Consider the following 17,655-nt stretch of genomic DNA (forward strand, 5'->3'; position numbering starts at 1 on the left):
CCGCAGCAACCAGCCAGCAAACACAAACTCGTTCCAGTAGCACGAGCAAACGAGTAAATCGTGTTGAGCAGGCAGATTAAGGCGCCATGGCAATGCTTGTTCCAAGTGTAGGGCAAGCTTGCACATCTTTGATGTATATCGATGCAAATGGTACCCCTTATACAGGACGCACCTTGGAGTTGTCCATGGAGCTACCCTACAAGGTTGCGTATTTCCCAACAGGTACTACTTTTGGATCTAAGGCTGATCAACATCATGTACTGGATTTCACTACCAAGCATGCATTCGTGTCGATTGGAATACCTAACCCTGCCAATGCTCATGAGGTGGTGATTCAGGGGCTTAATGATAAGGGTCTAACATTGGGTTTGCTGTCTTTTCCCAATGCCGATGGTCCGGCCGAAGCAGTAAGTAAAACAACTGCGATATTGGCGGCGATTGATTTGGGTGCCTGGGCCTTATCACAGTTTGATTCTGTTGCCGCAGTCAAGGAAGTATTAAAAAAGCAACCGGTTATGGTGACGGCGCTCTTGCCTAACGACCAATTGAAAACCCCTTTTCATTACACGGTACATGATGCATCCGGCAAGTCGATTGTGATTGAGCAACGGGTATAGTCAATGACTTATTTACGTTTGATATTTGTGAAACGCATTATAAAACTATGGCCGCTTAAGCGGCCATATCAATGTGGATCTTCAGTTTGTTTACTACTGTTTATGAATAGTAGCATTCAGTCGTTGAAGGCTATCCTCGGCATGCTTACGAAGCAAATCACTGGCTTTATCTTCATTACCAGAAGTTATCGCATTGAAAATGGCGATATGCTCTTCAAGTGAAAGTTTGATCGTTTCAGGGCTATGCCGAAAAGTATGGCTTCTGAATAATTTGAGTTGGACAACCAGTTTTCGATAAGTGTCATAAAGTGCAAAATTATTGGTATATTTTGCCAGCATATCGTGGAACTGCTGGTTCAGGGTGGCATAGGTCACAATGTTCTGTTCATTAACGGCAATTTGCATGTGTGCTATTAATCTTTCAATTTGATCTCGTCCTTCCGGTGGCAGGTTTACAGTCACTAATTGGCCTATCAATGCTTCCAATGGAATACGAACCTGATAAATTTGTGCTGCCTGTTCACTATCCAGTTTGCGTACAGAAACACCGCAGTTCTTTTCAAAAAGCACCAGGCCACGCTCTTCGAGTGTTCTGAATGCTTCGCGTACTGGGCCGCGTGAAATACCCATATTGGTAGCAATGGTTGCTTCGCGCAAGGCATCGCCTGGTTGAATCAGGCCTTGTAGAATTTGACGTTCCAGTTCCTCATGTACCAGGGTTGTTAATGATCGGGTGCGTAGCAGGGTGATTGCGTCAGGTGAGCTCATAAATTACAGTGACAGAGATAATCTTGTTTGCGGAAGAGTTTGGATTTTAACACTATCTTCAATATATTGCATATTGTCAACAATATGCAATATACAAAACATAGAATGTGTTTTTATTTAATTCTTCATAAAGGTAATTGGTTATGTTTCGTAAATTTTTCACTAAAGGATTGATTGCATTTTCTGCATTAGGGGCCTCTTTTTCTGTACAGGCTGAGAATATCAAATTGGCCATCACTGATTTAGTCGGACTTGAGGAGCTCCAGCGCGAGTTTGGCCCTTTCAAAAATGAATTGGAGAAGGTAACGGGCATGAGCATAGAGTTCTTGCCAGTGACTAACCGCACAGCAGGCCTTGAAGCATTGCGATTCAAAAAGGTGGATTTTGTACTGGCCGGTCCTGCTGAATATGTAGTGATGCAAAAACGGGCCAAGGCAACAGTAGTCGCCGGTCTTTATCGTCCTAATTATTATTCACAGATTGTAGTAAAGGCCGATAGCCCGTACTTTACGTTAAATGATTTGAAAGGCAAGCAGGTTGGCATGGGATCGGTTGGTTCAACGTCCCGTCACTTGGGGCCAGTCCAGTTGTTTGCGGCAGCATCGATTGATCCCTTGAAGGATTTTAAAGTGACGCATACTAATCTGCGCTTGGCATGGGAAGGACTGAAAAAAGGGGATTTGGATGCGATAGGAATGGGTCGCTCTGACTTGGAGAGCTTTTTGGAAAAAGAACCCGAGGATCAGAAAAATGCTTATCGTGTCCTGGCTCGTGGTGGTGATTTACCCAATGATTTGTTGATGGCTGGTGAGCATGTACCAGTAGAAGTGGTGGAAAAAATGAAAAAGGGCATTGGCGATAATTCTGCCTCTTTGATTGCCAGCATTGCTCAGGGTGCTGATCATGTTAAGCGTTATAACGGCATGCGCTTTCTGACTCAGATTACCGACAAGGACTATGATCCGGTTCGTGCCATGTATCGTACAGCAGGATATCCTGAATATTCCGATTTTATTGGTGAGTAATCATGTCAGCGCAATTAAGCGATCCATCGGCCAGTGTTGCAGTGCGGGTAAAGGGTTTGTCAAAGCGGTTCCAGGGTGGAGAAGCACCGGTGTGGTCCGATGTTTCGTTTGACATTCCTTACGGACAGAGGGTTGCCATTATTGGTGCTAATGGTGCCGGAAAAAGTACTTTGCTAAGAAGTTGCGTGCGTCTGGTTGAGCCTGATGCGGGTGAAATTTATTTGAATAATCGAAAGGTGACAGGTTTGCGCCGAGCCGAATTGTCAAAGGTTAGAGCAAAAGTTGGTTTTGTATTCCAGAAGCATAATCTGGTTAACCGGCTTTCTGTATTGACCAATGTACTGCACGGAGGCATGGCACGTGCTTCTACTCCTCGCATGTGGTTTCAGTCTATTGCGGCAAGCGAAGAACGCGATTACGCCATGCATTGCCTGGAGCGGGTCAGTTTGGGACATTTATGCAAACGCCGTGTAGATGAATTGTCCGGTGGGCAGTCTCAGCGGGTTGCAATTGCGCGGGCTTTAATGCAGAAACCGACTATGATTTTTGCTGATGAACCGGTTGCCAGCCTGGATCCCCATGCAGGTGAAGAGGTCATGCAGGTTTTTTCCGATTTGTCACAGCATGAAAACTTGACTTTGGTATTTGTGACACACCATCTTGATCACGCGCTCCAATACGCGGACCGAGTATTGGGTTTGCAGAATATGCGTCTGACACTTGATGCGAGTAGCCAAAGCCAAAGCCTTGAGCAGTTAAGGGGCATGTATGCGTGAAACCAGTAAACCTTTCCTGCCAGCCCGCTTTGTGGCTCCTGGCATTGGGTCTACCTTGTTATTTGTGCTGTTTATTGTGTTTTTTGCCTGGTCTGTTGCCGCTTCAGGGATTTCGGTTTCCGAATTGCTGACGGGGCTACCCAATATGTTGCAAATCACTTCTGAAATGATTCCGCCCTCAACTGACCGGGTTGAACCGATGATGAAGGCGGTATTGGTGACATTTCAAATGGCATTGGTGGGAACCGTGATCGGTATTTTGATCAGCCTTCCTTTGGCTGTGCTGGCATCAAAAAACCATACCCCACACCCATGGGTGCGCTCGGCGATTCGCAGCATGGTCAGTTTTATCCGTACCATACCAGATTTGGCCTGGGCCCTGTTTTTTGTGGCTTCAGTTGGATTGGGTCCTTTTGCAGGTACCCTGACTTTGATAATGGATACTATCGGCTTTTGTGCACGTTTCTTTGCCGAGACAATTGAAGAAGTTGATGAGGGTTCACCTGAAGCCTTATCGGCTTTGGGGGCCTCAAATACATCCGTGGTTGTTTGTGCTGTTTTGCCAATGGCAATGCCTAGCCTTATCAATACTAGCTTGTTCGCGCTGGAAAAAGCAGTGCGTTCATCGGTGGTACTTGGCCTGGTGGGAGCTGGCGGTATTGGCGCTGAACTGGCAACCTCAATGGAAATGTTTCGTTATGACCAGGCTGCTACGATTGTTTTGATGATTTTTGCGCTGGTGGTTGTTGTTGAAATGTTGTCCTCCCGGGCCCGCATGTCTTTAATACAAAAACGTAAATAACTTTAACTTTAGATTTATAACTGAAATGGAAAATGTAAATAATAAAACTGTCAACGTTAATGGAATTGATTATCGCTGGCCACAAAAACCGGTGGTGGTTGTTTGTATTGATGGTGGAGATCCCGAGTATCTGCAGCAGTTTCTTGTCGATAATCAACTTCCGAATATACAACGTTTCATACAGGAAGGGTTCGCAACAGTGGCGGATGGCTCCATGCCTTCGTTTACTTGCCCGAACAATATGTCGATTATTACTGGTACGCCTACCTCTCGTCACGGCATTTCGGGTAACTACTACCTGGATACCCAAACATGGGAGCCTGTAGTTATGACGGGGCCGGAACTGTTGCGTGGTGACACGATACTGGCCAGGTTTGCCGATGCTGGCGCTAAAGTGGTTTCCATTACTGCCAAGGATAAGTTGCGTCGTCAATTGGGTAAGGGATTGGACGTTAGCCAGGGGCATGTGTCGTTTTCCACCGAGTTTGCCGATCGTTGCACGATAGAGGAAAATGGCATTGAAAATGTGCTTGAGTATGTGGGTATGCACAAGCCTGACATGTATTCCATGGCTTTATCACTATTTGTGTTGGAAGCAGGCATTAAACTGTTGAAAGAGCGCAGGCCTCATTTAATGTATTTGTCCTTAACTGATTTTGTCCAGCACAAATGGGCACCTGATGAAGCTGAGGCCTTGCAGTTTTACCAGCAACTGGATGATGCTTTTGGACGCTTGGCTGAGCAAGATATTGTACTTGCGCTTACTGCAGATCATGGCATGAGTGATAAGAGCAATGATCACGGAGAGCCTAATGTGATTTGGCTGCAAGACGTTCTGGATGCTCAATTTGGTAAAGGTGAGACGACGGTTGTTTGCCCAATTACTGATGCATTTGTGGCACACCACGGTGCCTTGGGCGGTTTTGTGCGAGTCTGGAGTAAAGGCAAGGTTAGTGCACAGGATATTATTCGTCATATTTGTATCATTGAAGGTATCGATTTTGCGCTGGACAAGCAAACCGCATGCCGTATGTTTGATTTGCCTGAAGATCGTGAGGCTGATGTGGTGGTGGTTTCTAAAAAAGATGTATGTGTAGGCAGTTCTGCCCGTCTGCATGATCTGGCCGGTTTACAAGGACACCGCTTGCGTACCCATGGTGGTCTTACTGAGGCAAGGGTGCCGATGATTTTGAACCGTCCCCTGAATGCAGATTACAGGGCACGAGTGGCATGGGATGATATCAAGAGTTATCAGGTTTTTGATTTTGCTATCAATGGTACGCAATAAAAATCCTGGATAAGCCGGTACATTCAATGTATTGATTTGATCTTATACAGACTTGCATGACCTTGGTGTGATACAGGTCTGTATTTATTTGGTTTTCCTCCAATAGCTTGATTCTGGGGGAATAGGGAAATCAGAAAGTAAGGGCGTTTTTTTGTTTGTGAAAATAGTTGTTAAATTGCATTTATATTTAATTAAATTATTAGAAAAAGCTGTTAAATTTCGCTTATCTTTTTATTTTTTTGTGAATAAAAATTATTTATAAGAATATGGGCTATAGTGACCGATGTGTATATTGAATTGCAAAGGGCTATGCTTAAATCAATACCTTATAAAACCAAATTACGTACCATTCATATTCCAGGGCAAGCACCATTGGAAATTTTTACGCTCTTGGACAAACAACAATTCTATGATCCCAAGGGCGCAGCAGAGCGTTTGGGGATTTGCTCGGCCGCCTGGCCATTGTTTGGCATGTTGTGGCCTTCGGGGTTGCAAAGTCCAGATCATGTCGCACAGTATATTCATGCACATGCGCAAGCCTGCTCAGAGGTTTGGGTCATGGACCCAAACCGGGGCTACAGAAACCGTTTTACCCGAAAAATGTCAGAATATGGCTTCCGGCTTGCGGAAGATAAAAAAATTCATCGGCCTTATGCCTTTAATAACAATGACGTGCCCGAGTCCTATTCGGGCCGGTTCCTGCACTACCAGCGGGACATCAATCCTTCATTGCTATAAATTGCGTTGGCGGGCAGGCGTTTGGTCAAAATAATAAATTGAAAATTGCTATTCGCCACCGTTTTCGTTGGTGTCTTCATCAATGTTTATTTTCCCGATCTCTTGCCATAGCAGGCCCATATCTGAAAAGTGGTGTTCTACATCAAAGATTTCCAGATTGTTACTGTGGTATTCACCGCCCAGTACCGGTGGGGTCTTGAAACTGTAGACGGTATTGGGTGGTAATTGATGATGTAGCAATGGGGCAATCAGTTCGCAGGAAAAATAATCAATCACGAACGCTTCGTCTTGCAGTAACTGCTGGAAGGATTCAAGGGAGTCGGCCAGCACTTCCAGTTCGCCGTCCAGTGTATCCAGGAAAAGGATGGAGCCGTTATCTTTTTCTATCAGGAAGGCATCGCCAGTTTGGGTAATCATGACGATTTCGGTTTCAAAAGGAATAAGCCAGTCCCAGGCTTTGAGCAGTTTTTCACTGTCAATGGCGGAAGTGTCAATGACCAGGTCTTTGATATTTAATTGCATGGTGTAAAAAACCGGGCCTGAGCCCGGTTGTAATTATGGATTAAGGATAGATAAGATTATGCCTTAATATTTGCCTTGAATTCCTCATCATTCATGAAAATATACCTGACAGCATCAACAAGACCAAGGAATACAGATAGCGGGAGCCAAATAAAGCTGATAAACAGGTATAGTAAGCCCATGCCGATATGGCCGGCATAAAAGCGGTGGGCACCTAGCCAACCCAGGAAGATAGCCAGGAATATGCCTATCTTGCGTGAGTTAGCCTGATTGTTCATTTCTTCACCCTTGTTTTTGTAGATCCATATACAAACAATGGCGGTAATTACGATGGCAACCACTATTTTTACCGGATGCCTTGCGACGTAAAGAGAGATCGTCCAGTAAAGATCCTGGAAATTGTAAATAACGATACCGGTGATTTGGCTTATCCATTGCGCCAAGGCACTAAATACGCCTTCACCAAAGGTCAGGCCAATAAGGACGATGATAAAAACAATTACGGGTAGCAAAAGTTTTTGCAACATTAAAATTTTCTCCGTGTGGGCATGCCAGATGCAATAGGGCTTGACCTTCCCATAGTGTGAGGGTTGATAATAAACTGTTAAATATGGATTATCCTTTATTTTTTTGATTATCATGGCAAATTCAAAGTCGTTAGATGTTTCTCCCCATTACGAATTCGCGGTTCGAGGCATGACTTGCGCCTCCTGTGTGAGACGTGTTGAAAGATCTATTGCCAAAATCGAGGGTGTTGGTAAAGTGACGGTCAACCTGGCGTCAGAAACCGCTCATGTTGAATTAAGCAACCGTAACTTGCCGGCCGAACAGATTATTGCCGTTATCGACAAGGCGGGTTATGAAGCCGCACTTATCGAGCGGGCTGACAAGCAAACCCAAGCGCAAATAGAACACCGTAACCGGGAAATTGCCGGGCTAAAGCGTGATTTGCTGATTGCCGCCATCTTTACGGCTCCTGTTTTCATTCTGGAAATGGGGGGCCACCTGATACCCGGTTTTCATCACTGGTTGCATGCTTTCTTGCCTGTGCAAACCAGCTGGATTATCCAGTGGATTCTTACCACGATTGTGCTAGCTTTCCCTGGACGACGTTTTTTTACGCTTGGGGTAAAAAGCTTCATGCAAAAATCGCCTGACATGAATGCCCTGGTGGCCATTGGTGCGGGTAGCGCTTATATCTATTCGGCCATTGTGACGGCAATGCCCGCACTGATTCCTGAAAATTCCCGTTTCGTGTACTTTGAGGCGGCAGCAGTGGTTAGTACCCTGATATTGCTGGGTCGTTATCTGGAAGCCCGCAGCAAGGGCCAAACCGGACAGGCGATTGCCCGTCTGATCGGGTTGCAAGCCAAAACAGCGCACCTGATTGAAAACGGCCAGGTGCGCGATATCCCTCTGGATGAACTGAAGGTGAATGACCTGGTGCTGGTTAGGCCCGGTGAAACCGTTCCTGCCGATGGTGTCGTGATGAGTGGCCAGGCGCATATTAATGAATCCATGATGACCGGAGAACCCTTGCCTGTGAGCAAAGTACAGGGAGACAAGGTGGTGGGCAGTACTGTTAGTACGAATGGCAGCCTGACGGTTCAAGTAGAACAGGTGGGCGACAATACCGTTCTGGCCAACATCATCAAGATGGTGCAGCAGGCTCAGGCCGATAAACTGCCCATTCAAAACATCCTTGATGTGGTAACCAGCCGTTTTGTGCCGGCCGTACTGGTGGTTGCCGTATTAACGTTTATGGCCTGGATGATTTGGGGCCCGGAACCTTTGTTGCCGCATGCCTTAACCGCTACGGTAGCCGTGTTGATTATTGCCTGCCCATGTGCAATGGGGCTTGCCGTGCCGGTCTCTATTATGGTGGCAACAGGCAGGGCAGCGCAGCTTAATATCCTGTTTCGCAAGGCCAGTGCCTTGCAGGTCCTTAAAGATACCAAAGTGGTGGTTTTTGATAAAACAGGCACCCTGACTCATGGTCATCCTGAACTGACCGATTGGCATGCCACAGATGGTTTTGAACCAGCGCAGTTGTTGGCCAACGTCGCTGCCATTGAGCAGCATTCGGAGCACCCGATTGCCCAGGCAATCGTCAAGGCGGCACAGCAACAGAATATGGTTCTGCCTCATGTGGATACTTTCCGGAATATTTTGGGGGCTGGCATTGAGGCAGAAATTGGCAATGACAGCTATTTGATCGGTTCAGCACAATTTCTGGCAGGTAAAGGAGCGGACTTTGGCACTTTGACTGACAAAGGCATGGAATTTGCCCGAGAAGGGAAGACACCCATTTTTGTTGCGGTTAACGGCCGGCCTGCAGGCCTGTTCGTGATTGCAGATACCGTCAAGGAAGATGCGGCAAGCACCATAGCGCAATTACACGGGATGAATATCAAAACCGTGATGCTGACCGGTGATAATGAACAAACTGCGCAGGCGATTGCCCGTCAATTGAAAATTGACCTGGTATATGCCCAGGCATTGCCTGATGACAAGGTAAAGTATGTCAGACAGATCAAGCAGGAAATGGGGACACTGGTTTTTGTAGGCGACGGGATTAATGATGCACCGGCCCTGGCCAATGCCGATGTGGGTGTGGCCATTGGCACGGGTACGGATATTGCGATTGAGTCGGCTGATGTCGTGTTGATGGGCAAAAATATTCAAAACGTGGCGCATGCCGTTTCTTTGTCCAAGGCTACCTTCAGGAATATTTACCAGAACCTCTTCTGGGCCTTTGCTTATAATGTGGCGCTTATTCCGATTGCCGCCGGTGCGCTTTATCCGGTGTATGGCTTGGGACTCTCTCCGGTTTTTGCCGCTGGAGCCATGGCATTGTCCAGTGTGTTTGTGGTGACCAATGCGTTAAGGTTACGCAGGTTTTCAGTTAAAAAAACAGCGTTAGGGAAACCGTTATGAATATTGGTGAAGCAGCAAAGCAAACCGGCATATCTGCAAAGATGATCCGCTATTATGAAGATACCGGTCTGATCCAGCCGGTCCATCGCAGTGATTCGGGTTACCGGCAATATACTGAAAAGGATCTGCATGCCTTGCGTTTCATCCGGCGTTCACGGGATCTGGGGTTTTCGGTAGCGCAAATCCAAGAGCTGCTGGCCTTATGGAATGATAAGGGCAGGGCCAGTGCTGACGTCAAGCAAATAACCCGGCAGCATATTGAAGAATTACAGCACAAAATCGAGCAGTTGCAGGCGATGGTGGATACCCTGCAGCACCTGAACCGGCATTGTTCTGGTGATCAGCGCCCTGATTGTCCGATATTAGAGGATCTTGGCCAGGCTAGGCATTGCCCAGGCTAAAAAGACCGTCAGGAACAGAGGATTTTTTTCCGCTTATTTTTTCTGCCAGCAATTTGCCAGAGCCGGTAGCCAGCGTAAAGCCTAGCGCACCCTGGCCAATATTCAGCCAAAGATTTTTATATCGGGTGCCATCAATAATAGGCTTGCCCTTGGGGGTGGCGGGACGCAGTCCCGCCCATTGCTCTGCTTGGGCGTAATTACCGACATCAGGAAACACTGCTTTGGCTTCGTTAATCAGGGTTTTGAGGCGGTTGGGATCTATGCTTTTATTCATGCCTACCAGGTCGGCCATGCCGGCAATGCGCAGGCGCTTGCCAATACGGGCATAAACCACTTTGCGTTCAAAGTCGGTAATGCTGACATGTGGTGCCTGGCTATCGTTTTCGATTGGCAAGGTAAGACTGTATCCTTTAAGCGGGCGAACGGGCACATCTATATGTAACGGTTTTAGCAAGGCGGTACTTTCGCAGCCTAGCGCGACCACGATATGATCAGCTGAAAGCGACTGCCGGTCTTTAAGTATTACGCTAACTTGTGATGAACCATTGCTTTTTAGTAAACCGACTTCATGGTTGAATAGAAATTCTACTCCCCGGTCTAACAGAAGGGTTTTCAGGTTTTGGCAGAATTTGAAGCAATCGGCCGCTTCTTCACTGGGGGTATAAATACCGCCGGTTATCTGGTTTTTTAGCGGTGCCAGTGCTGGTTCTTTGGTAATGCATTCATCCGTGTTCAGGGCAAACTGTTCGCATCCGAGCTGGCGCTGGAAATCAAGCAGTTGAACGGCGCTGTTGAAAGAGGCTGTGCTACGGTGCAAAACCATTTTTCCGGAAGCCTGGAAGTCTATATCCAGTTTTTCGGTATCTAGTAAGTGATGGAGCAAGTCGCGGCTAAGGAAAGACAGTTGCAGCAGTTCACGGGTTGTTTTGTCGCTTTGGCTGGCATTGCAGGCTTTCATGAAACGAAGATTCCAGCAGATATCGGCCGGGTCAAGGCTGGGCCGAAAACGCAGGGGAGAATCGGGATCAAGTAGCCACTTGGGTACTTTTCCAATAACGCCAGGACCGGCTAGCGGGGCAACATAACTGTAAGAAAGCTGTGCTCCGTTGGCATAGCTGGTTTCAAGGCCAACATCAGGATTTTTGTCCAGAATACTTACTTTATGACCTTGCTCTGTAAGGTAGTATGCCGTTGTCAGGCCAATTACACCCGCACCTAAAATAAGTATTTCCATTATTGTTCCTGTTTTTATGAAACGATTAAACCGAACTGAGCCATGCCAGCTCTTCGTCAGTAAAGCCTGCCTGTTTTCTGGCCTTGATGTTAAGGGGACCTTTGGGTTTTGCCACACGGTAAGTGTGTACCATGTCGGCATAAGTAGCAATGGGGTCTTTATTCATTTGCTGGCACAAATAAAGATACCATTTGTTGCCTAATTCTACATGACCAACCTCATCATGCAAAATGATGCCGAGGATTCTGACGCCTTCGTGGTCATTAACGCTGGCCAGCTTGTTCTGAATGACCGGGGAAACGTCCAGGCCGCGTGCCTCGAGTGTTCTGGGAACCAGGGCAATCCGGGCAAGAAGGTCGTTGCCGGTTTTTTCACATATTTCCCACAAGCCATTATGGGCTGTGAAATCACCGTATTCATGACCCATACTGTGTAAATGTGCCCGTACCAGAGAGAAATGATAGGCTTCTTCTTTGGCAACACGTAGCCAGTCCCGATAAAAATCTTCAGGCAAATGGGCAAAGCGCCAGATAATGTCAAGGGCCAGATTAATGGCATTAAATTCTATATGCGCAATCGAGTGAATAAGCGCGGCTTTTCCCTGCTCACTGTTAATGGAACGGTAGGTGACTTTTTGTGGGGGGACCAGTTCGGGCAGCAAGGGCCGGCCAGGAATGGTTTGGCTAGGTGGTGTTATTTCCTGCGTATGGATAGGCGCCTCGAAATCGATTTGCTGTACAGCGGCAATCTTTTCATCGGGATCCGAAACGATAAGTGCCTGCAGCGCACTTTCACGAAGGGGAAGGGGGTTTGACATAAAAACAATGATAATTGATAACGGTTAGGGAGGGTAGAAACAGGCCATTACTGACCCATTCCCCCCTAAGAACCGTACGTGCGACTTTCACCGCATACGGCTCAAGCAAAACTAAATATAACACACTGTGTTATACCACTTTGCCCACAAATAAACCTTTGCTATGCACTTGTGCATGGCAATTAGGGTGTAATAACACCAGATTATCCATCGTGTCCGCACCGCCTGCGACCCGTTGAATAATATGGTGCATATGCCAGCCGGATTCCTCCGTCAGTGGCAATCGGCACAGGGCACATAACCCGTCCTGTTCATGCCATAGATTGACCTGCTTTCTGATGTGTTTGATGTTGTTCATCAAACGCATATTCCTGCGTTTCTCTCCATAGCTTTCCCATTCAGGATCAAAAGGGTTATATTCCCCCTTGATTTTTACATGCCTTTTAATGACCGTATCCGCTAATTTGTACAAGGACAAATAACTGGTTTTGCCGTCAGCTTGTTCGACTGGGGCTGAAAACATCTCCCGATCATTAAGTCTGTGCCAATACTTCGCACGAACCCATATTTTCGGTTTATTAGGATGTCTTCGTTTTGCCCACCGCCATAAACAATACCATAACAGGTTATCCAGCCGTGAATACGTCTGTTTGGCGACCACAGGACTATGATAATTAGCCCAGCCTTTCAAGATAGGGTTTAGCAGGTAAATTAAGACTTCCTGCTTGACCGCCATATTGGATTTGACCACTTCTTTGAGCTTTTTATAAAATGCCTGTGCATTTTTCTTACTTGGCTTGATGAACATTTTTCCGGCATATTTACGGAAATTCCATCCTAGAAAGTCAAATCCATCGTCAATGTGCGTGATGCGTGTCTTTTCCATGGATAGCTCAAGTCCTCTTTGTGAGAGAAATTGCACGATCCACGGCAAAACTGTGGTTTCCAGTAAGTCTTTCGATTCACTGGTGATCACAAAGTCATCCGCATATCTGACAATATTTACTTTTAGCTTTAACGATCTGGTTTTGCCGAACAATTCACCGAGGTGATTTTTCAGTCCGGTTTCCAGTCCGTCCAAAGTCAGATTGGCTAGGGTTGGGGATATGATCCCGCCCTGTGGTGTACCGGCTTCTGTGTTAGCAAACCGGCCGTTAAAAACAACACCTGATTTCAGCCATTTCTGAAGAATTGATTTGTTCATGGGAACATTATCAATTAACCAGTCATGCCTGATGTTGTCAAAACAACCTTTGATATCCGCATCCAGTACCCAATTAGCGCTATGCTTATTAGATAAGGAAACGAATAACTGCCCCATCGCATCGGCCGTACTACGGCCTTGCCTGAACCCGTACGAGTCAGGATCAGCCTTGGCTTCAGCGATAGGTTCCAATGCCATCAAGTGCAATGCCTGCATTGCGCGATCCAGCATGGTTGGTATGCCAAGCGGGCGTTTCTTCCCGTTTGACTTCGGAATATAGACCCTCCGCAAGGGTTTAGGTCTGTATCCATGTTGCTTTAACCTTGAAATGGCAAGCCATTTCAATTCAGGTGTTTTCCAAAGTTCGCCATCGACTCCCGCCGTGTTTTTACCCTGGTTCTCTGTGACTCGTCGAACAGCAAGACATCTGCCACTAAACGAGCGGGTTAGTGATCGTTGCATGGCTTTCACTGTGCGCCAATCACCTTCCCGACAAAATTTCACCAATTTGATCTGCATTTCCTTGACATTCCGGTTGACTCGAACCCAGTTGATGCTGTGCCAGTCCTCCGGTTTGCTGGAGAATGCAGATTCAAGATTACTGGAAGCTTGAATTAATTCCATGCTTTTCTCCTAAGTAAATAAATACCCAAAGAGAAAAACAGGTGTCCCATTGGGATTTGTTTTTCCCAGTGGGTGATTAATTAAAGATTAACAGAACGTTGGTGATGTTTCACCATCTCGAAGTAGGCCCCGTTTCCGGTGGGTTACGTGTTTCCCCTATGTATCTCATTACAAGATGCCGTTTGCTTTTTCGAGAATCCCATACCCGCAGTTTCAACAACTCAGCTTGCGCCTTGCCTGCCATCCTCAAACCGCAAGGATGGCGAAACTACGGGCTTACCACGTTCCTTTTTCACCATAATAATAGTGCTTTAGCGCTCACTTCTTCCCCGGTAGATTTCCGACAACGTGTTCTCATCAATAACGAGAACAACCGTCTACATACCATTTTGGTTATGGCCCATAGTGTCTTCAGCCATTCAATAGTAACGAGGTTTAACAGCGATTCACATGAGTTGCGCGTGGCACCTTGCCTAGCCCCTCATCCTCATTGACACTTGAAGACTCCATCAGAAGACGTCACCGTCTCTGATGCCAAAATTGGGGGTACATTGTCACCATGGCTTCACACACATTCGTTACCAAATGTGCATGCATGGATAGGCTGATTATCTGTTGTAAGATAAGTTTTACATTCTCTCACTTGGCTTTTGGCCATCGAGAACGTAAAACATTGATGAAAAAGGCTACTCGCCTTTATATGCTAAATAAGGATAACTCTTAGCCGTATGTTTGAGACGGTCGAGTTCATCGCTACCGTGTCAGATCTAAAAAGACTGACTGGTATACAAGAGTAAGCATCGATTAATATACTTAATCGAGACTAATTGACCGATAAATAAATATTATTTATCGACATTATCCCCAAGGGGATATTTTGTATCAAATAAACAACAAAAAACAGGTTTTTGGCCTGAAGTTGCCCATTATTTTGATCAAAATAGATCGCAATAACGTTATCAAAAATCGGCATACGCCTAATATTAAGTACTTCTTTAAATGCTTCTTGTTCTAGGCTAGCTACCTAAGTCTTTGATTTAAAAGGAGACAACCCTTTGCACGTAGCGAGTGACGTGTCGCACTATTGACCCTATTTTAGCCAATTAAGGTGGGTGATATAGTGAACGTTTTTACCGTTGCGGATTATTCTCATGAGCCATGTTCCTCATATTGTTTTTTTGGATCGCGCCACCATTCCGGCATTCATCCAGTTAAAGCCTTTTACCTTTGATTGCACGGTAGAGATGCATGACAATACGCCGGTGCATCTGGTGGCTGAACGCATTGAAACCGCCGATATCGTGATCACTAACAAGGTCCTTATTGATGATAAAAGCCTGGCTGGTGCAACCTCGCTTAAACTGATCGCCATTTCAGCAACCGGCACGAATGTGGTTGATCTGAAAGCTTGTGAAACCAAGGGGTGTGTGGTTAGCAATATCCGTAATTATGCGGTGAATAGCGTACCGGAACATGTGCTGGCCCTTATTTTTGCCCTGCGCAGAAGCATTATTCCTTATCATGCTTCCGTTAAGGCAGGGCGATGGCAGCAAAGCGGGCAGTTTTGCTATTTTGATTATCCGATCAAAGACTTGGCCAATAGCACCTTGGGTATTTTTGGTTCAGGGGCCTTGGGATCATCATTGGCCAATCTTGCCAGGGGCCTGGGCATGAAAACCATTTTTGCCTCGCGTAAAGGACAGGTTCCGCGCGATGAAAATTATCGCCCGTTTGATGAAGTACTTGAAACAGCAGACATTTTGAGCTTGCACCTGCCATTGACTGCAGAGACCCGGAATATGATATCCGACCCTGAGTTCAATAAAATGAAATCCTCGGCTTTGCTGGTGAATACGGCAAGAGGAGGTCTGGTAGATGAGGAGGCGTTGGTACGAGCCATTAAAGGCAAAAAAATTGGTGGTGCGGCATTTGATGTGGTAACGACAGAACCCATGCCGGATTCACATCCGTTTATGGCACTGATGGATTATCCCAATTTTATTTTGACGCCACATGTGGCATGGGCCAGTGAAGAGGCGATCCAGGCATTGGCTGACCAATTGATAAATAACATTAATTCGTTTGTACGGGGTGAAATCCGCAATCAGGTTTTTTCATCGTAAACTTTCTGCTCTGTCCTGATAGGTGTTTGCCCTGCTTGTGTCAAAAAATGCAAACTTCTATGCTGATTATGCTTCCTTGGAGGAACAAATTCAGTGTTTAAGAGGCGGATATGCAAGACCAGAAACCGGTTTTATTAGGAGAGTTCGATTACATCATTGTGGGCGCCGGATCGGCCGGCTGCCTGCTTGCGAACCGCTTGTCAGCAAATCCGGATAACAGGGTTTTGTTAATTGAAGCCGGTGGGCCTGATTCTTGGCATTGGCTGCATATTCCGGTGGGATATTTGTATTGTATCGGCAATCCACGGGCCGACTGGTGCTTTAGTACAAGGGCAGATGCCGGATTGCATGACCGTAGCATTGCCTACCCAAGGGGTAAGGTGCTGGGTGGCAGTTCCGCCATTAATGGCATGATTTACATGCGTGGACAAAAACAGGATTACGATCACTGGGCCAGTTTGGGTAACACTGGTTGGGCCTGGGATGATGTTCTACCCTTGTTCAGGAATTTTGAAAACCATCATTTAGGTAATAATGACTGGCATGGTGCCAATGGGGAATTGCGGGTGGAGAACCAGCGCCTGCGTTGGGATATTCTGGATGCATTCAGGGCTGCAGCGGCACAAGCCGGAATTCCACCCCTTGATGATTTCAACCGTGGTGATAATGAAGGAAGTGCTTATTTTGAGGTGACCCAAAAAAAGGGCTTGCGTTTCAGTGCGGCAAAGGCTTTTCTGCATCCGGTCAAGTCGCGGAAAAACCTGACGGTTCTTACGCATGCCATCTGTGATCGTATCGTCTTTGAGGGTAAGCGGGCACGGGGTATTCAGTATTATATTAATGGCAAACTGTATCAGGCCAACGCAGCGGCAGAACTGGTCTTGTCAGCCGGTGCCATTGGTTCAGTGCAAATATTGCAACGCTCGGGGGTTGGCCCTGCTTCTTACCTGAATAAACTGCAGATTCCGGTCGTGCATCATGCTCCGGGGGTTGGTAAAAACCTTCAGGACCATTTGCAATTGCGCATGATTTATAAAGTGTCTGGGGTAAAGACGCTGAATAAAATGATGCAATCCCCCCTGCAAAAGGCCTGGATGGGCCTGCAATATGCTTTGTTCCGCAAGGGGCCTTTAACCATGGCGCCTTCCCAATTGGGGGTTTTTGCCCGCTCCTCTGATGAGCTGGGCAGTGCCAATCTTGAATACCATGTGCAACCCCTGTCCCTGGAAAAGTTTGGCGAGCCTTTGCATACTTTTTCTGCCTTTACGGCTTCGGTGTGCAATTTAAGGCCTACCAGCCGGGGTGAGGTGAATATCGTTTCGCCTGCCTGTCACGACAAGCCCGATATCATATGCAACTACTTAAGTACCGATGAAGATATACGGATCGCCGTGCATAGTCTGAAACTGACCCGAAGAATAGTGTTTCAGGATGCTCTGGCAAAATATGATCCCATCGAATATAAACCGGGCACCATCTATCAAACAGAAGAAGATCTGGTCAGGGCTGCCAGTGAAATTGGCACCACCATTTTTCATCCGGTAGGAACATGTCGTATGGGGGTCGATGATAAAGCCGTGGTGGATCCGGAACTCAGGGTTAAGGGTCTGAGCGGATTGAGGGTGATTGATGCCTCTATCATGCCCCGGATTACATCGGGCAATACCAATGCACCTGTCATGATGATTGCCGAAAAAGGAGCCAGAATGATCCTGGCATCACGTTAGTCTATTCTTTTATTTGATTTTGGCCTGATTATTTCAGGCTTCATGAAAATGC

16 protein-coding genes are annotated in these 17,655 nt (G+C 46.6%); 10 read left to right on the forward strand and 6 right to left on the reverse strand.

What is annotated here, in order from left to right:
* The first annotated feature begins 92 nt into the window (after nucleotides 1-92).
* Nucleotides 93-617, forward strand: a complete 525-nt coding sequence (locus ACM5Q9_RS02490) for a linear amide C-N hydrolase (RefSeq protein WP_418143156.1) — start codon at nucleotides 93-95, stop codon at nucleotides 615-617.
* A gap of 93 nt (nucleotides 618-710) precedes the next feature.
* Here the strand turns inward: ACM5Q9_RS02490 and ACM5Q9_RS02495 are convergent, their stop codons facing one another.
* Nucleotides 711-1,385: an FCD domain-containing protein gene (locus ACM5Q9_RS02495; protein ID WP_418143157.1), complete on the reverse strand. Its 675-nt coding sequence runs from the start codon at nucleotides 1,383-1,385 to the stop codon at nucleotides 711-713.
* A 143-nt stretch (nucleotides 1,386-1,528) separates the two neighbouring features.
* Between ACM5Q9_RS02495 and ACM5Q9_RS02500 the strand changes: the two genes are divergently transcribed.
* The 5 genes from ACM5Q9_RS02500 to ACM5Q9_RS02520 all read left to right on the forward strand — a co-directional run bounded on the left by ACM5Q9_RS02500 (nucleotide 1,529) and on the right by ACM5Q9_RS02520 (nucleotide 6,014).
* Nucleotides 1,529-2,410, forward strand: a complete 882-nt coding sequence (locus tag ACM5Q9_RS02500) for a phosphate/phosphite/phosphonate ABC transporter substrate-binding protein (RefSeq protein ID WP_418143158.1) — start codon at nucleotides 1,529-1,531, stop codon at nucleotides 2,408-2,410.
* Nucleotides 2,411-2,412: 2 nt separating this feature from the next.
* Nucleotides 2,413-3,186, forward strand: coding sequence for a phosphonate ABC transporter ATP-binding protein (locus ACM5Q9_RS02505; RefSeq protein WP_418143159.1), 774 nt, complete (start codon nucleotides 2,413-2,415; stop codon nucleotides 3,184-3,186).
* On the forward strand, nucleotides 3,179-3,988 hold the full coding sequence (gene phnE / locus ACM5Q9_RS02510; RefSeq protein ID WP_418143160.1) for a phosphonate ABC transporter, permease protein PhnE: 810 nt from the start codon (nucleotides 3,179-3,181) through the stop codon (nucleotides 3,986-3,988). The genes ACM5Q9_RS02505 and phnE overlap by 8 nt, the downstream gene beginning before the upstream one ends.
* Before the next feature lie 25 nt (nucleotides 3,989-4,013).
* Nucleotides 4,014-5,276, forward strand: a complete 1,263-nt coding sequence (phnA, locus tag ACM5Q9_RS02515; protein WP_418143161.1) for a phosphonoacetate hydrolase — start codon at nucleotides 4,014-4,016, stop codon at nucleotides 5,274-5,276.
* A gap of 309 nt (nucleotides 5,277-5,585) precedes the next feature.
* The gene (locus ACM5Q9_RS02520) at nucleotides 5,586-6,014 is read left to right on the forward strand and encodes a hypothetical protein (RefSeq protein ID WP_418143162.1); all 429 of its coding nucleotides are present in this window, start codon (nucleotides 5,586-5,588) and stop codon (nucleotides 6,012-6,014) included.
* Between the two features lie 48 nt (nucleotides 6,015-6,062).
* On the opposite strand, the gene ACM5Q9_RS02525 is transcribed toward ACM5Q9_RS02520, so the two are convergent.
* Both ACM5Q9_RS02525 and ACM5Q9_RS02530 read right to left on the reverse strand, forming a co-directional pair.
* A complete protein-coding gene (locus ACM5Q9_RS02525) occupies nucleotides 6,063-6,536 on the reverse strand; it encodes a T6SS immunity protein Tdi1 domain-containing protein (RefSeq protein ID WP_418143163.1) in 474 nt (157 codons plus the stop codon).
* A 56-nt stretch (nucleotides 6,537-6,592) separates the two neighbouring features.
* Nucleotides 6,593-7,063: a TM2 domain-containing protein gene (locus tag ACM5Q9_RS02530; RefSeq protein WP_418143164.1), complete on the reverse strand. Its 471-nt coding sequence runs from the start codon at nucleotides 7,061-7,063 to the stop codon at nucleotides 6,593-6,595.
* 112 nt (nucleotides 7,064-7,175) lie between these two features.
* Between ACM5Q9_RS02530 and ACM5Q9_RS02535 the strand changes: the two genes are divergently transcribed.
* Nucleotides 7,176-9,473: a heavy metal translocating P-type ATPase gene (locus tag ACM5Q9_RS02535; protein WP_418143165.1), complete on the forward strand. Its 2,298-nt coding sequence runs from the start codon at nucleotides 7,176-7,178 to the stop codon at nucleotides 9,471-9,473.
* Nucleotides 9,470-9,874 (forward strand): Cu(I)-responsive transcriptional regulator, encoded by a 405-nt coding sequence (cueR, locus tag ACM5Q9_RS02540; RefSeq protein WP_418143166.1) that lies wholly within the window; start codon nucleotides 9,470-9,472, stop codon nucleotides 9,872-9,874. The genes ACM5Q9_RS02535 and cueR overlap by 4 nt, the downstream gene beginning before the upstream one ends.
* Here cueR and ACM5Q9_RS02545 read toward each other — a convergent pair.
* The 3 genes from ACM5Q9_RS02545 to ltrA form a co-directional block, all read right to left on the reverse strand.
* The gene (locus tag ACM5Q9_RS02545; protein WP_418143167.1) at nucleotides 9,855-11,108 is read right to left on the reverse strand and encodes a D-amino acid dehydrogenase; all 1,254 of its coding nucleotides are present in this window, start codon (nucleotides 11,106-11,108) and stop codon (nucleotides 9,855-9,857) included. The two genes, cueR and ACM5Q9_RS02545, sit on opposite strands and share 20 nt — an antisense overlap.
* Nucleotides 11,109-11,133: 25 nt before the next feature.
* Nucleotides 11,134-11,925: a ferritin-like domain-containing protein gene (locus ACM5Q9_RS02550; RefSeq protein WP_418143168.1), complete on the reverse strand. Its 792-nt coding sequence runs from the start codon at nucleotides 11,923-11,925 to the stop codon at nucleotides 11,134-11,136.
* A gap of 130 nt (nucleotides 11,926-12,055) precedes the next feature.
* Nucleotides 12,056-13,753 carry a group II intron reverse transcriptase/maturase gene (gene ltrA / locus ACM5Q9_RS02555; protein ID WP_418143169.1) on the reverse strand — a complete coding sequence of 566 codons (1,698 nt, stop codon included), beginning with the start codon at nucleotides 13,751-13,753 and terminating at the stop codon, nucleotides 12,056-12,058.
* Between the two features lie 1,151 nt (nucleotides 13,754-14,904).
* Here ltrA and ACM5Q9_RS02560 point away from each other — a divergent pair.
* Both ACM5Q9_RS02560 and ACM5Q9_RS02565 read left to right on the forward strand, forming a co-directional pair.
* The gene (locus tag ACM5Q9_RS02560; RefSeq protein ID WP_418143170.1) at nucleotides 14,905-15,876 is read left to right on the forward strand and encodes a D-2-hydroxyacid dehydrogenase; all 972 of its coding nucleotides are present in this window, start codon (nucleotides 14,905-14,907) and stop codon (nucleotides 15,874-15,876) included.
* A 110-nt stretch (nucleotides 15,877-15,986) separates the two neighbouring features.
* On the forward strand, nucleotides 15,987-17,603 hold the full coding sequence (locus ACM5Q9_RS02565) for a GMC family oxidoreductase (RefSeq protein WP_418143171.1): 1,617 nt from the start codon (nucleotides 15,987-15,989) through the stop codon (nucleotides 17,601-17,603).
* Nucleotides 17,604-17,655: the final 52 nt, after the last annotated feature.

Origin of the sequence: Advenella sp. RU8, from assembly GCF_048381675.1 — a bacterium.
Taxonomy (GTDB): domain Bacteria; phylum Pseudomonadota; class Gammaproteobacteria; order Burkholderiales; family Burkholderiaceae_B; genus Advenella.

Excerpts from the sequence above, each read along its gene's own strand:
- ACM5Q9_RS02490 (WP_418143156.1), top strand. The coding sequence starts at position 93 with ATGCTTGTTCCAAGTGTAGGGCAAGCTTGCACATCTTTGATGTATATC.
- ACM5Q9_RS02495 (WP_418143157.1), bottom strand. The coding sequence starts at position 1,385 with ATGAGCTCACCTGACGCAATCACCCTGCTACGCACCCGATCATTAACA.
- ACM5Q9_RS02500 (WP_418143158.1), top strand. The coding sequence starts at position 1,529 with ATGTTTCGTAAATTTTTCACTAAAGGATTGATTGCATTTTCTGCATTA.
- ACM5Q9_RS02505 (WP_418143159.1), top strand. The coding sequence starts at position 2,413 with ATGTCAGCGCAATTAAGCGATCCATCGGCCAGTGTTGCAGTGCGGGTA.
- phnE (WP_418143160.1), top strand. The coding sequence starts at position 3,179 with ATGCGTGAAACCAGTAAACCTTTCCTGCCAGCCCGCTTTGTGGCTCCT.
- phnA (WP_418143161.1), top strand. The coding sequence starts at position 4,014 with ATGGAAAATGTAAATAATAAAACTGTCAACGTTAATGGAATTGATTAT.
- ACM5Q9_RS02520 (WP_418143162.1), top strand. The coding sequence starts at position 5,586 with ATGCTTAAATCAATACCTTATAAAACCAAATTACGTACCATTCATATT.
- ACM5Q9_RS02525 (WP_418143163.1), bottom strand. The coding sequence starts at position 6,536 with ATGCAATTAAATATCAAAGACCTGGTCATTGACACTTCCGCCATTGAC.
- ACM5Q9_RS02530 (WP_418143164.1), bottom strand. The coding sequence starts at position 7,063 with ATGTTGCAAAAACTTTTGCTACCCGTAATTGTTTTTATCATCGTCCTT.
- ACM5Q9_RS02535 (WP_418143165.1), top strand. The coding sequence starts at position 7,176 with ATGGCAAATTCAAAGTCGTTAGATGTTTCTCCCCATTACGAATTCGCG.
- cueR (WP_418143166.1), top strand. The coding sequence starts at position 9,470 with ATGAATATTGGTGAAGCAGCAAAGCAAACCGGCATATCTGCAAAGATG.
- ACM5Q9_RS02545 (WP_418143167.1), bottom strand. The coding sequence starts at position 11,108 with ATGGAAATACTTATTTTAGGTGCGGGTGTAATTGGCCTGACAACGGCA.
- ACM5Q9_RS02550 (WP_418143168.1), bottom strand. The coding sequence starts at position 11,925 with ATGTCAAACCCCCTTCCCCTTCGTGAAAGTGCGCTGCAGGCACTTATC.
- ltrA (WP_418143169.1), bottom strand. The coding sequence starts at position 13,753 with ATGGAATTAATTCAAGCTTCCAGTAATCTTGAATCTGCATTCTCCAGC.
- ACM5Q9_RS02560 (WP_418143170.1), top strand. The coding sequence starts at position 14,905 with ATGAGCCATGTTCCTCATATTGTTTTTTTGGATCGCGCCACCATTCCG.
- ACM5Q9_RS02565 (WP_418143171.1), top strand. The coding sequence starts at position 15,987 with ATGCAAGACCAGAAACCGGTTTTATTAGGAGAGTTCGATTACATCATT.